Source organism: Kitasatospora sp. NBC_01266 (assembly GCF_036242395.1).
In the GTDB taxonomy this organism is placed as follows: domain Bacteria; phylum Actinomycetota; class Actinomycetes; order Streptomycetales; family Streptomycetaceae; genus Kitasatospora.
Map to the genome: position 1 here is coordinate 1,102,535 of NZ_CP108458.1, position 13,007 is coordinate 1,115,541.

General features: G+C 71.9%; 10 protein-coding genes and 2 riboswitches. Of the genes, 2 read left to right on the forward strand and 8 right to left on the reverse strand.

Annotated elements, in window-relative coordinates; all coding sequences use genetic code 11:
- Positions 1–44: 44 nt before the first annotated feature.
- Entirely contained in the window at positions 45–2,945 is a 2,901-nt protein-coding gene (gcvP, locus tag OG403_RS04980; protein ID WP_329561744.1) for an aminomethyl-transferring glycine dehydrogenase, read from the reverse strand.
- Positions 2,946–3,047: 102 nt separating this feature from the next.
- Positions 3,048–3,175: riboswitch (glycine riboswitch) on the reverse strand.
- A 1-nt stretch (position 3,176) separates the two neighbouring features.
- Positions 3,177–3,282: riboswitch (glycine riboswitch) on the reverse strand.
- Between the two features lie 168 nt (positions 3,283–3,450).
- Here gcvP and OG403_RS04985 point away from each other — a divergent pair.
- Positions 3,451–4,557 carry a PRC and DUF2382 domain-containing protein gene (locus OG403_RS04985; protein ID WP_329561746.1) on the forward strand — a complete coding sequence of 369 codons (1,107 nt, stop codon included), beginning with the start codon at positions 3,451–3,453 and terminating at the stop codon, positions 4,555–4,557.
- A 182-nt stretch (positions 4,558–4,739) separates the two neighbouring features.
- The gene (locus OG403_RS04990) at positions 4,740–6,239 is read left to right on the forward strand and encodes an MFS transporter (protein ID WP_329561748.1); all 1,500 of its coding nucleotides are present in this window, start codon (positions 4,740–4,742) and stop codon (positions 6,237–6,239) included.
- A 128-nt stretch (positions 6,240–6,367) separates the two neighbouring features.
- Here OG403_RS04990 and OG403_RS04995 read toward each other — a convergent pair whose 3' ends face one another.
- The 7 genes from OG403_RS04995 to OG403_RS05025 form a co-directional block, all read right to left on the reverse strand.
- A complete protein-coding gene (locus OG403_RS04995; protein WP_329561750.1) occupies positions 6,368–7,771 on the reverse strand; it encodes a DNA polymerase IV in 1,404 nt (467 codons plus the stop codon).
- A gap of 99 nt (positions 7,772–7,870) precedes the next feature.
- The gene (locus OG403_RS05000) at positions 7,871–8,581 is read right to left on the reverse strand and encodes a SanA/YdcF family protein (protein WP_329561751.1); all 711 of its coding nucleotides are present in this window, start codon (positions 8,579–8,581) and stop codon (positions 7,871–7,873) included.
- A gap of 97 nt (positions 8,582–8,678) precedes the next feature.
- On the reverse strand, positions 8,679–9,362 hold the full coding sequence (locus OG403_RS05005) for a MerR family transcriptional regulator (RefSeq protein WP_329561753.1): 684 nt from the start codon (positions 9,360–9,362) through the stop codon (positions 8,679–8,681).
- 226 nt (positions 9,363–9,588) lie between these two features.
- Positions 9,589–10,062: a bifunctional nuclease family protein gene (locus OG403_RS05010; protein ID WP_329561755.1), complete on the reverse strand. Its 474-nt coding sequence runs from the start codon at positions 10,060–10,062 to the stop codon at positions 9,589–9,591.
- A 69-nt stretch (positions 10,063–10,131) separates the two neighbouring features.
- Entirely contained in the window at positions 10,132–10,824 is a 693-nt protein-coding gene (gene ftsR / locus OG403_RS05015; protein ID WP_329572102.1) for a transcriptional regulator FtsR, read from the reverse strand.
- A gap of 202 nt (positions 10,825–11,026) precedes the next feature.
- On the reverse strand, positions 11,027–11,893 hold the full coding sequence (locus tag OG403_RS05020; RefSeq protein WP_329561757.1) for an FHA domain-containing protein: 867 nt from the start codon (positions 11,891–11,893) through the stop codon (positions 11,027–11,029).
- Positions 11,894–12,083: 190 nt separating this feature from the next.
- Entirely contained in the window at positions 12,084–13,001 is a 918-nt protein-coding gene (locus OG403_RS05025; protein ID WP_329561758.1) for a DUF881 domain-containing protein, read from the reverse strand.
- Positions 13,002–13,007 lie beyond the last annotated feature (6 nt).

Genomic DNA, 13,007 nt, shown 5'->3' on the forward strand with positions numbered 1-13,007 from the left:
CCCTGCGGCAACCGCCGCAGGGGACTTCGTCATGCCATCCGGAATCAGGCGTCGTACTCGTCCAGCGGCGGGCAGGAGCAGACCAGGTGGCGGTCGCCGTAGGCGCCGTCGATCCGGCGCACCGGCGGCCAGTACTTGTCCGCCGGGTTCACGCCCGCCGGGAAGACCGCCTCGGTGCGCGAGTAGCCGTGCGCCCAGTCGCCGGCCAGCGTGGCGGCGGTGTGCGGGGCGTTGCGCAGCGGGTTGTCCTCGGCGGCCCACTCACCCGAGCCGACCTTCTCGATCTCCGCCCGGATCTCGATCATCGCGGCGCAGAAGCGGTCGATCTCGTACAGGTCCTCGGACTCGGTCGGCTCGATCATCAGCGTGCCGGCCACTGGGAAGGACATCGTCGGGGCGTGGAAGCCGTAGTCGATCAGGCGCTTGGCGATGTCGTCCACGGTCACCCCCGTCTCCTTGGTGAGCGGGCGCAGGTCGATGATGCACTCGTGCGCGACCAGGCCGCCCGGGCCGGTGTAGAGCACCGGGAAGTGCGGGGCGAGCCGCTTGGCAATGTAGTTGGCGTTCAGCACGGCGACCTGGGTCGCGTGCTTCAGACCCTCGCCGCCCATCAGGCGCACGTACGCCCAGGAGATCGGCAGGATCGCCGCCGAGCCCCACGGGGCGGCCGAGATCGGGCCGACTCCGGTGGCCGGACCGGCCTCCGCCTGCAGCGGGTGGTTGGGCAGGTACGGCGCGAGGTGCGCGCGCACCGCGACCGGGCCGACGCCCGGGCCGCCGCCGCCGTGCGGGATGCAGAAGGTCTTGTGCAGGTTCAGGTGCGAGACGTCCGCGCCGAACTTGCCCGGCTTGGCCAGGCCGACCAGCGCGTTCAGGTTGGCGCCGTCCACGTAGACCTGGCCGCCGGCCTCGTGCACCAGGGCGCAGATGTCGGTGATCTGGGTCTCGAAGACACCGTGGGTGGAGGGGTAGGTGACCATCAGCACGGCGAGCTGCTCGCGGTGCTGCTCGATCTTGACCTTCAGGTCCTCGACGTCCACGTCGCCGTCGGTCAGAGTCTTGACCACGACCACCCGCATGCCCGCCATCACGGCGGAGGCGGCGTTGGTGCCGTGCGCCGAGGCCGGGATCAGGCAGACCTCGCGCTGGGTGTCGCCGTTCGCGTGGTGGTAGGCGCGCACGGCCAGCAGGCCGGCCAGCTCGCCCTGGGAGCCGGCGTTCGGCTGGATCGAGACGGCGTCGTAGCCGGTGACCTCGACCAGCTGCTGCTCCAGCTGGCGGATCAGGGTCAGGTAGCCCTGGGCCTGCTCGATCGGGGCGAAGGGGTGCAGCTGGCCGAACTCCGGCCAGGTGACCGCCTCCATCTCGGTGGTGGCGTTGAGCTTCATGGTGCAGGAGCCGAGCGGGATCATGCCGCGGTCCAGCGCGTAGTCCCGGTCCGAGAGGCGGCGCAGGTAGCGCAGCATCGCGGTCTCCGAGCGGTGGCTGTGGAAGACCGGGTGGGTGAGGTACTCGTCCTCGCGCAGCAGGGCGGCCGGCAGGGTCTCGGCGATCGCGTCCGCGTCCACGCCCGCGACACCGAAGGCGGCCCAGACCACGGCCAGGTGCTCGCGGGTGGTGGTCTCGTCGCAGGAGATCGAGACGGTGTCGGCGTCCACCTGGTACAGGTTGACACCGGCCTCGCGGGCGGCGGCCAGCACGGCCGAGGCCCGGCCCGGCACCTTCGCGGTGACGGTGTCGAAGAAGGCCTCGTGGGCCAGCTCCACGCCGCCGGCCCGCAGACCGGCGGCCAGCGCGGCGGCGTAGCGGTGGGTGCGGCGGGCGATGTCGGCCAGGCCGTCGGGGCCGTGGTAGACGGCGTACATCGAGGCCATCACGGCGAGCAGCACCTGGGCGGTGCAGATGTTGCTGGTGGCCTTCTCGCGGCGGATGTGCTGCTCGCGGGTCTGCAGGGCCAGGCGGTAGGCGCGGTGGCCGTCGGCGTCCACCGAGACGCCGACCAGGCGGCCCGGCAGCGAGCGGGCGTACTCGGCGCGCACCGAGAGGTAGCCGGCGTGCGGGCCGCCGAAGCCCATCGGCACGCCGAACCGCTGCGAGGTGCCGCAGGCGATGTCGGCGCCGAGCGAGCCGGGCGACTTGAGCAGGGTGAGCGCGAGCAGGTCCGCGGCGACCGCGACGATCGCGCCCAGCCCGTGCGCCTGCTCGATCACGGCGCCAAGGTCGCGCACCGCGCCGGAGGCACCCGGGTACTGCAGCAGCACACCGAAGACGCCGCCCTCGGCGATGTCGGCCGGGATGCCCTCGGAGAGGTCGGCCACCACCACGTCGACGCCGGTTGGCAGCGCGCGGGTCCTGATCACCGCGATGGTCTGCGGCAGCGTGTCCGCGTCGACCAGGAAGACGCCGCCCTTGACCTTGGTGACCCGGCGGGCCAGCGCCATCGCCTCGGCGGCGGCGGTGCCCTCGTCGAGCAGCGAGGAGCCGGAGGTGGGCAGGCCGGTCAGGTCCGAGACCAGGGTCTGGAAGTTGAGCAGCGCCTCCAGTCGACCCTGCGAGATCTCCGGCTGGTACGGGGTGTAGGCGGTGTACCAGGCCGGGTTCTCCATGACGTTGCGCAGGATCACCGGCGGGGTGAAGGTGCCGTAGTAGCCCAGCCCGATCATCGGGGTGAGCACCTGGTTGCGGTCGGCCAGCTCGCGCAGCTCGGCGAGCACCTGGGCCTCGGTACGGCCGGCCGGCAGGTCCAGGCCGGTGATGCTGCGGATCGCCTCCGGGACGGCGGCGGCGGAGAGTTCGTCGAGCGAGCCGTAGCCGACCTGCGCCAGCATCTTCTCCTGGGCGGCGGAGTCGGGGCCGATGTGCCGCGACTCGAAGGGGCTGGCCGCTTCGAGTTCGGCGAGGGTGGCAGCGCTGCGGGGACGACCGGCGGTCGGCTGGGCAGTCATGGTGGTCGAGGCCTCCTGGTCACGGACCGGCGAGGGCACACACGCCGCAGGGCTCATCGCCGTGGGGCGCGGATGAGCCTGGACGGGCGAGCCCGACAGGCCTCCCCCTCTGTCATCGGGACCTGAGAGCTTCGCCCGCACGGAGCTCACGCCCCGTCGGCTTGCACCGTCGGTGAGGGTGGTCCCCGCCGGCTCCCTCGCCGACGGCCCTGCCCTGCTTTCCAGAGTGACCTATCCCACACGGTACGGATGCCTGAGAGATTCCGGGGAGGGTTTGCTCCTTCGGCGCCTCACTCCCCTGCGTTTCCAAGGGTGAGGACTCTCCCGAGCGGGTTCTGCGGTCGCGCCCAGGGTACCAGCGCCGACCTGCGGGGCAGCCGCTCAGGTGAGCGAATCCACTCCCCCAGATGGCCCAGTACGCGCACAAACGGCGGCGCTCGGCTCGCTGCCGTCCCCTTCGTGGCTTTTGGTGTGAATCGCAGGCAGTGACGAGCTGGAGGAAAGCGTGCAGACCGACATCGATCCCCGAGACCTGATCGGGCACAAGGCCGTCGACCGCAACGGCGACAAGATCGGCACGGTGGACGAGGTCTACCTCGACGACGCGACGGGCGAGCCCGAGTGGGCCGCCGTGCGGACCGGAATCTTCGGGCGGGACGCCTTCGTCCCACTCACCACGAGCGAGTTCTCCGGCGAGGAACTGCGCGTGCCCTACGACAAGTCGCTGATCAAGGAGTCCCCCGACTTCGGGGTCGGCCAGCACCTGTCACCCGCCCAGGAGCTGCAGCTCTACCGCTACTACGGGCTGGACTCCCCCGTCGCCGGCCGCCCCGCCGAGCGCACCGGCCCCGCGGGCGACCACGCGGCCGGCGCCCGGGACCTGGATTTCGGCGTCGGCTCAGGTACCGCCCCCGGTGCTCCGATGGCGGCCGCGGCTGCGGCGGCCACCACCGCCCGCCCCACCAGCACCGCCTCCGGCCCCGGCCCCGGCACCGGCACCCAGCAGACCGCCGGCCGGTCATCGACCCCGACGCCGGCACCGGCCACCATCGGCCTGGACAAGCCGACCGAGCCGCAGCCCACCCCCGCCCCGCCCACCCCCGACCCGGTGCACGCGACGCAGAAGCAGAGCGCCGCCCACACCCCGGGCAGCACTCCGCCGCCCGGCCCGATCGAGCTGACGCTGCGCGAGGAACGGCTGGAGGTCACCAACGAGTGGCACGTGCTGGGCACCGCCCGGCTGCGCAAGTACGTGGTGACCGAGCCGGTCGAGCGACGCGTCCAGGTGGTGCGCGAGCGGGTCCGGGTGGAGCGGGTCCCGGTCGGCGAGGCGGAGCGGGCCACCCTCACGGCGCAGGAGATCGCCGAGGCGGTGGAGGAGGTGACCCTGCGCGAGGAGCGCCCGGCGGTGCGCAAGTACCTGGCGCCGCTGGAGCGGGTGCGGATGGTGGTGGAGCGGTACACCGAGGAGAAGGTGATCCGCGAGGAACTGCGCCGCGAGCAGGTGGAGATCCACGACAGCACGAACGCCGCCTCGGGCACGCACGACACCCACGGCGGACCGGCCCACCCGCAGATGCCCCCTGGGGCGGGTGGTCGGCACAGCGGCTGAGCAGCCGAGGAGCATCCGGCCCGGATCCGCGACAGCGGGTCCGGGCCGTCGTGCGCAGCAAAGCTTCAACGGTAGATATTTGACAGACTGAAGCACTTTGGGCATGGTTACTTCAGTTCATTGACTATCGCTGGCTTGAAGCAGCTGAGAAGCCGCGCGAGCCCGTTCCTGAAGGAGCCACCGTGAGTGAGGCAGCCAAGCCCACCGCAACGGCCGTGAAACCGACCAGCGCCCGAGTGCTGCCCGCCCTCGTCCTGGCGATGCTGGCCTACAGCGTGATCCAGACCGCGGTCGTCCCGATCCTGCCGTCGCTGGCGTTGGAGCTGAACGTCTCCGGCTCCGACATCACCTGGCTGATGACCGCCAACCTGCTCTCGGCCGCCGTGCTGACCCCGCTGCTCGGCCGCTTCGGCGACCTGCGCGGCCGCAAGCCGATGCTGCTGATCTCACTGGGCGGCCTGGTGCTCGGCTCCGGTCTCGCGGTGGCGACCCACTCCTTCAGCCTGCTGATCGTCGCCCGCGTGCTGCAGGGCGCCGGTGGTGGCGTGCTGCCGCTGGCGATCAGCATCGTCCGTGACGAGCTGCCCCGCGAGAAGGTCACCGGCGCCGTCGCCGCGATCAGCGCCTCCATGGGTGTCGGCAGCGGCCTGGGCCTGGTGGCCACCGGCCTGCTGCTGGAGCACTGGGACTACAAGTCGATCTTCTGGATGGGCCTGGCCGCCGCGCTGATCGCGATCGTCCTGGTGCTGGTGCGGGTCCCGAAGGACCCGGTGGTGGACAAGGCCGGTGGCGCCGACCCGCTGGGTGCCATCACCCTGGCGGGCTGGCTCTCCGCGCTGCTGATCGCGGTCAGCCGCGGCAACGACTGGGGCTGGACCTCCACCAAGACGCTGGGCCTGTTCGCCGTCGCCGCCGTGGTCGCACTGATCTGGGGCATCATCGAGGTCAAGGTCAAGCACCCGCTGGTCGACATGAAGATGATGGCCCGCCCGGCCGTCGCCTTCACCAACATCTCCGGCCTGCTGATCGGCTTCGGGATGTACGGCTCCTTCCTGGTGATCAGCAACTTCACCCAGACCCCCGCGCAGGTCGCGCACTACGGCTTCACCGCGACCGTGCTGCACGCCGGTGTGCTGCTGCTGCCCTCCGCCGCCGGCTCGATGGTCGCCGCCCCGATCGGCGCGCTGCTGATCGCCCGCCGCGGTCCGCGCCTGCCGCTGGTCCTCGGCGGCCTGTTCGGCGCCGTCTCGATGGCCTACCTGGCGCTGCGCCACAGCGCCGAGGGTGACGTCTACTTCGCGGCCGGCCTCTTCGGCCTCGGCGTGGGCCTGGCCTACGCGGCCATGCCGGCCTTCATCAACGGCGCCGTCCCGGCCGAGCAGAGCGGCATCGCCAACGGCATGAACGCCGTGCTGCGCACCGTCGGTGGCGCGATCGGTACCGCCGTGCTGGGCGCCATCCTGACCGGGGACACCATCAAGCTCCCGCCGCAGATCGCCGCGATCGTCAAGGTGCAGCTCCCGACCCTGGACGCCTACAAGCACGCCTACTGGATCACCGCGGTGATCTGCCTGGTGGCCGCCATCGTGCCGTTCGCGATCCGGACCGTGCGCAGCTCCACCCCGGTGGCCCAGGCCGCCGCGCCGAGCGACGCGCCGCAGCCCGCCAAGACCGGCGCCTGACGAGGCGCCCAAGAGCCGACGCCGACCAGGGATCGGCGGCGTCGGCCGCACGGATCGCCCCGCCCGACTTCTCGGGCGGGGCGATCCGCGTTTCCGGGACCGTGGCGATCCGCGGGCCCGCCACCCGCCTAGTGACCGCCCTGCGGCCGCAACGGCAGCGGGTCGGCGGCCGTCAGCGCCGGGTCGTCCACGGCGAAGGTCCGCACCCGGCCGGGCGGCGAGTCCGGGGTCTCGAACCGCACCGTCACCCGGCCCACCCCGCTGCCCTGCACCCAACCGGGCCCGAACTCCTGGTGGTCCACGTCCTGGCCGGGCAACCAGAGGCGCACTCGCACCGGCTGGTCGGCCGATGCGGTCGGGGTCGGCGACGGCTGCTGGGGCGGGCCCGCGTCCTCCGGCGCGAGCTCCGCCTCGGCTTCCGCCGCTGCCTCAGCGGCCGCCTGCGCGAAGAGGTCCTCCTGGGTGTACTCGGCGAGTTGGGAGACGCCGACACCGAGCAGCCGGATCCCGCCGGTCAGGTTGACCTGAGCGGCCAGTCGCCGGGCGGTGGCGGCGATCACCCGCTCGTCGTCGGTCGGCCCGCGCAGCGTCTCGGAGCGGGTCAGCGTGCTGAAGTCGAACCGCCGCACCTTGATCACCACGGTGCGCCCCGAACGCCCGGCGGCCTGGAGCCGGCGCACGCAACGGGCGGCGAGCACGTCCAGTTCGTGCAGCACCTGGTCACGCTCGGCCAGGTCGACCTCGTAGGTGTCCTCGACCGAGACGGACTTGGCGTCCCGGTCCGGGACCACCTCGCGGTTGTCCAGGCCACGCGCCATCAACCACACGCCGGCCCCGTGGGCCTTGCCGAGCAGGCGCACCAGCTCGTCCTCGGACTGCTCGGCCACCTCCGCCACGGTCAGCAGCCCGGCCCGGCGCAGCGCCTGCTCGGTGGCCGGGCCCACCCCTGGCAGCGCCCGCACCGACATCGGCCCGAGCACCGCCCGCTCCTGCCCCGGGGTCACCAGCACCAGGCCGTCCGGCTTGGCCTGCTCGGAGGCGATCTTGGCCATCAGCTTCGAGCCGGCCGCCCCGATCGAGGCGGTCAGGCCGGTACGCGCCTGGATGTCGGCCCGCAGGTCCTGGGCGATCGCCTCCACCAGCGCCGCGCCCTCGGTCGGTGGCACCGCCTCCAGCGCGGCACCGCAGGGACCGGCCAGCAGATCGACGTAGGCCTCGTCCACGCTGAGCTGCTCGACCAGCGGCGACAGCTCCCGCATCATCGCCATCACCTGCTCACTCACCTCACGGTAGGCGGCGAACCGAGGCCACAGGTAGGCGCCGTTCGGGCAGAGCCGGCGCGCCACCGCAGTGGCCATCGCCGAGCGCACCCCGAAGACCCGCGCCTCGTAGGAGGCGGTGGAGACCACGCCACGCCCACCCAGCCCGCCCACGATCACCGGCTTGCCGCGCAGGCTCGGCTTGGCCGCCTGCTCCACCGAGGCGAAGAAGGCGTCCATGTCGAGGTGGAGGATGCTCGGCAGGGTCCGCACGAGACGATCATCGCGCAGGGGTCTGACAGAACCGGGCACGACAGAACGGGATCCGGCAGAACCGGTCGCGGCTGGGCGGCCCCGGCAGCGCGGAGTCCGTCAGTTCGGGCCCTGCGCCGCGTTCGCCAGTGCCTGCGCCACACCCGGGTCCTTGGGCCCCAGCAGGGTCGGGCTCGGCCGGAAGACCGCGCTCAGCAGGGCCTTGTCGGCACCCGGTATCTCCCGCACCGTGCCGTGGTACCAGGTGGAGTCGCGCGGCTCGGGCACCCCGACCGCGTAGGAGTCGATCCCGGCCGCCTCGCAGAGCGCGAGTGCGCGCCGCACGTGGTAGTCCTGGCTGACCAGCACCGCGTGGTCGACGCCGAAGATCCGCTTGGCCCGGTCACAGGAGTCCCAGGTGTCGAAGCCCGCGTAGTCGCGCACCACCCGCACCGCCGGCACCCCGTGTGCCAGCAGGTAGTCGTACATCGCACCCGGCTCGTTGTAGCCGGTCCTGCTGTTGTCCCCGGTGACCAGGATCGCCCGCACCCTGTGCGCCTGGTAGAGCTGCAGCGCCGCGTCCAACCGGTGCGCGAGATATGGCGAGGGCACGTCGTTCACCTCGGCCGCGCCGAAGACCACCGCGACCGGCTCGCTGGGCACATCGGCCACGCTGCGGATCCGCGAACTCTCCGCACAGAACAGCCAGGCGCTCGGCGCCAGCGCGATCACGCTGAACAGCAGCACCCCCTGGAACGCCCGCCGCTGCCGCCGCCGCCCGCGCAGCACCCCGCCCATTCGCCGCAGCTGCCGCAGCCCGCTCACCCGCATGATCCCGTCCCCCGGTCCGACCCACCATGATCCATCGTCAGGGCGGACGACACGGCGGGCCCGGGCGGTTCCCCGCCCGGGCCCGCTCGATGGATCGTCAGACCGCGCGATTGCGCCGCTGGGCCAGCTCATCGCCCGGGTCGTGGCCCACCAGGGTCTCCCCGGTGTCGGTGCGCTCGGCGTGCAGCCGGGAGAGGGTGCCCTCCAGCTCCTGGGCGACCGCGCCGACCGCGATACCGAACATCCCCTGACCGCCCTTCAGCAGGTCGACCACCTGCTGCGGCGAGGTGCACTCGTAGACCGTCGCCCCGTCACTCATCAGGGTCAGCCCGGCCAGGTCGGCCGGCGCTGCGGACTGCAGGTGGGTGACGGCCACTCGGATGTTCTGCAGCGAGACCCCGGCGTCCAGCAACCGCTTGACGATCTTCAGGATCAGGATGTCGTGGAAGTTGTAGAGCCGCTGCGCGCCTGCCGGACAGGCGGTCCGCACGCTCGGCTCCAACAGACCGGTGCGGGCCCAGTAGTCGAGCTGGCGGTAGGTGATCCCGGCCGCCGCACAGGCGGTCGGACCGCGATAGGCCAGCAGCTCCGAAGCCGGCGCGATCCGCTCGACGGCCGGCTGGCCCGGCTGGACGGCGGGGAACCGGCCGACCCGGGGCAGTTCGGCGACCGCCTCCACGCCTGCGGCCTCCCACGAGCGGCCGATCATCGTCCGGTTGCCACGCGGCAGGTGGAGGGCGCACGGGCCTCCCACGGCCGCCTCATCGCCGCTGCTGCTCATGCCAACCTCCGTCCACTCGTACGCCGGGCGCCCGGATCGGGTCATCCCGGCGACCACCCCTGACGGTAGGCAGTCGTCCAAGACGCGTCAACGATCGCCACGCCGGGCCGCCGAAACAACATCACTCCGCAGAGTGGTTTCGCGTGCCCCTAGTGTGGGTAGGACCGCACATTTTGGCAAAACAGCTGATCGAATCCGGCTCGACCGGACCGAATACGGCGCACCGCTACTGGGCGCTGCCGCCGAAGTCCTCGGGCGAGACCTGGTCGAGGAACTCGCGGAACTTCTCGACCTCGTCCTCCTGCTCGTCCGGGATCGCGATGCCCGCCTCGGCGAGCACCTCCTCGGCCCCGTAGATCGGCGTGCCGGTACGCAGCGCCAGCGCTATCGCGTCCGACGGCCGGGCACTCACCTCGACGCCGCCGGCGAAGACCAGCTCGGCGTAGAAGACCCCGTCGCGCAGATCGGTGATCCGCACCTCCGTGAGCTGCTGGCCCAGTGCCTCCAGCACGTCCTTGAAGAGGTCATGGGTCAGCGGCCGGACCGGCGTCATGCCCTGCTGGGCGAAGGCGATCGCGGTCGCCTCGCCTGGGCCGATCCAAATCGGCAGGTACCGATCACCCCCCACTTCGCGTAGCAGGACGATCGGCTGGTTGGAGGGCATCTCCACCCGGACACCCACGACGTCGAGCTCATTCACAAGGCAACCCTATGGCCCCTCCGTGAGATATGAAAGCGCGGCCCGATCCGGGCGGCAGGACCGACCACTCTAGGAGTGGCCACGCAGGCCGGCCTGGACCATGGTCGCGTGCAGCCGCACCGCCAGTGTCGCCAGCTCGCGGGCGGTGGCTTCGGCGTGCGCCCTGGTCTGCGGGTTGCGGTGCCGGCGCAGTGGGGCGACCACCTGGTCCACCAGCGCGATCTCACGCTCGGCAGCGGCCTTCACCTGGCGCAGGTGGCGGGGTTCCAGGCCGAACCGGCCCAGCTCGGCCACCAGCCGGGCGATCTGCAGGGTCTCCGCGTCGTAGCCGCCATCCGGTCCCGGCACGACCAGCCCGTAGGACTCCCACTCGGCCAGGTCGCGCTCCTCGGCACCGGCCGCTGCCAGCAGCTCGGCCCGGCCCAGCCGTACCCCCGGCGCCTGACCAGAGGCGGCGACCAGCTCGCGGTCGGCCTCCTCCAACGGCCCGGGTCGGGCGTCGGCGGCGGGCAGGGCGGGCGGCTGCTCGCCGCGTTCGATCGCGTCCAGGTGCTCGCGGATCACCCGCAGCGGCAGGTAGTGGTCGCGCTGCATCCGCAGCACGTAGGCCAGCCGCTCGACATCGGCCGGGCCGAACTTGCGGTAGCCCGAGGGCGTGCGCTGCGGCTCGACCAGCCCTTCCGCCTCCAGAAAGCGGATCTTGGAGATGGTGACTTCGGGGAAGTCGTCACGCAGGAAGGCGAGCACCGCGCCGATGCTCAGCAGTTCGCCCCCGCGCCGCTCGACGGCCCGGGGTACCGGGCCGCCGGGGCGGCGCTGGTTGGTCACGGTTGTCACGGTTGTCACGGTCTGATTCGAGGTCATGCGCACTCTCCTGCTGCCGTCGTGCTGCCAACCCCCACCTGCCCGTGCCCCAGCGCCGCCAGGACCGGCACCACCGCGTCACCCGGCACCGCCGAGGTCGTCAGTACCGCTGCGGTCCCGCGAAGAACACCAGGCGGTACTTACCGATCTGCACCTCGTCACCGTTGTTCAGACCGACCTCGTCGATCCGCTCACGGTTGACGTACGTCCCGTTCAGGCTGCCGACGTCCGCGACGGTGAACCCGCCCGGACGGCGGCGGAACTCCACGTGCCGGCGCGAGACGGTGACGTCGTCGAGGAAGATGTCGCCCTGCGGGTGCCGTCCTGCCGTGGTGATGTCCGCGTCCAGCAGGAAGCGGCTGCCCGAGTTCGGACCGCGCTGCACGATCAGCAGGGCCGAGCCCGGCGGCAGCGCGTCGATGGCGGCCAGCACCTCGGCCGAGAGCGCCGGGGTGGCGCCGGTGCCGGTGGCGGTGGGGTCGTAGGACTCCAGACCGGCGATCGAGATGGTCGAGGTGGTCTCGGCCGGCATCTCGGGCGCACCGCCGCGCAACGGGCTTCCGCAGTTGTTGCAGAACCGGGCGGTGGCCGGGTTCTGGTTACCGCACCGAGGGCAGACGATCGGGCCGGTCATGTTCGCAGCCTCCTGGCGCGGCACTCCCCCTGGGACGTGCCCGGCGTAGGGTTCCGGGGCAAACCCTCCACCAGAGGTTGAGGGTGCTGACGGGAAACCTATGCGCGGCGCGCCCGAAGAATCAACCGACGCGCCGTAGCCCGCGTCGCGGAAGAGTGGCCGCTCACCGGCCGGCTGGTAGCCGTCCTGCGGAGCCCCCCTCATCCCGGGGACCTGGCCCGGCTCCTCCTCCTCGCGCCGGTGGCGCGCGGTGGGCATCTCCACGGCGGCGCTACGGCGGTTGGAACGGCCGAACAGCTTCGAGAACAGACTCACGGGCGAATCCCCTTGCATGTAACAGACCCGCCCGCGGGGCAGGGTGAGGACCTCGGACAGGCTGCGATCCCGGCATCGGACCGGGGCTGTGAGAGTAGTAACGAACAGTGTGGCCGACGCGGTTCCGGTGGTCTGCACCGGGGGCCGGTCACAAGCGCAGGTGAGGGGCGGTGGAGCCGACGGAGCGTCAGCTGAATCGGGCGGCGCCTCACTTCGCCGCCGGCTTGGCGAACTGCGTCGGTCCGGTTACGGCCAGCGCGTCCACCGTCACCTTCTGCTGCTCCGAGATGTTGGTGCCCACCTGCTCCTTCTCCAAGGTACGGACGATGCCACCCGGAATGTTCAAGGCCGGCGTCAGATCCTGCGGATCGCCGATCACCGTGAAGCGGTACGGCTGCGAGACCTTCGTTCCGTCGATCGACTCCCCGCCCGAGGGCAGGTCGGTGAAATAGGTGCTCGCCACCACTCGGACACTGTTGATCTGAATCGCCTCCGCCCCCGCCGCTCGGAGTTCCTGCAGGGTGTCCAGCAGCATATCGGCCTTGACCTGCCCCTGGGGGTCATCGACCGTCAGCACGATGCCCGGGCCGCTCGCCTTGACCGTGCCGGCCAGCACGCCGAGGTCCAGCGTCTTCTGCTGGGTCTGCTCCTGGGCCTCCTTGGCCTGGTTCGAGCTGTTCTCCAACTGGGTCAGCGACTGGTCGAGTTGGCTCTTCTCCTGCTGCAGGCGCTGCTGGCGGCTGTCCAGCTCGTCGAGGATCCGCACCAGGTCGTCCTGACGGGCGCCGCGCAGCGCGTTGTGGTCGTTGGTGCTGCGCACCTGGATCGCCAGGCCGAGTCCGAGCGCGAAGAGCAGCAGCGCCACCACCAGCTGCCCACGGGAGAGCCGGGGCGGCCAGATCGCGTTGCGCAGTCGCCCACGGCCGTCCAGCGGCGGGCGGGGCTGCTGGGCCTGCTCCGGATCGGGCTCGGGCTCCGGTGCCGGCTCAGGCACCGGCTGCTGCTGCTCCGGCTCGACCGACGACGGCTCAGCTGCGGCCTCGGCCGAGGCGGCGCTCTCCTGGCGCTCCTCGCCGTGCTGCGGCTCGTCCGGCTCGCGCACCTCGGCCGCTGTCTCCTGCGCCACGCCACG

Bases quoted from the DNA above. Each gene is read 5' to 3' on its own strand.
- gcvP (WP_329561744.1), bottom strand. From the start codon at position 2,945: ATGACTGCCCAGCCGACCGCCGGTCGTCCCCGCAGCGCTGCCACCCTC.
- OG403_RS05020 (WP_329561757.1), bottom strand. From the start codon at position 11,893: ATGCAAGGGGATTCGCCCGTGAGTCTGTTCTCGAAGCTGTTCGGCCGT.
- OG403_RS05005 (WP_329561753.1), bottom strand. From the start codon at position 9,362: ATGAGCAGCAGCGGCGATGAGGCGGCCGTGGGAGGCCCGTGCGCCCTC.
- OG403_RS05000 (WP_329561751.1), bottom strand. From the start codon at position 8,581: ATGCGGGTGAGCGGGCTGCGGCAGCTGCGGCGAATGGGCGGGGTGCTG.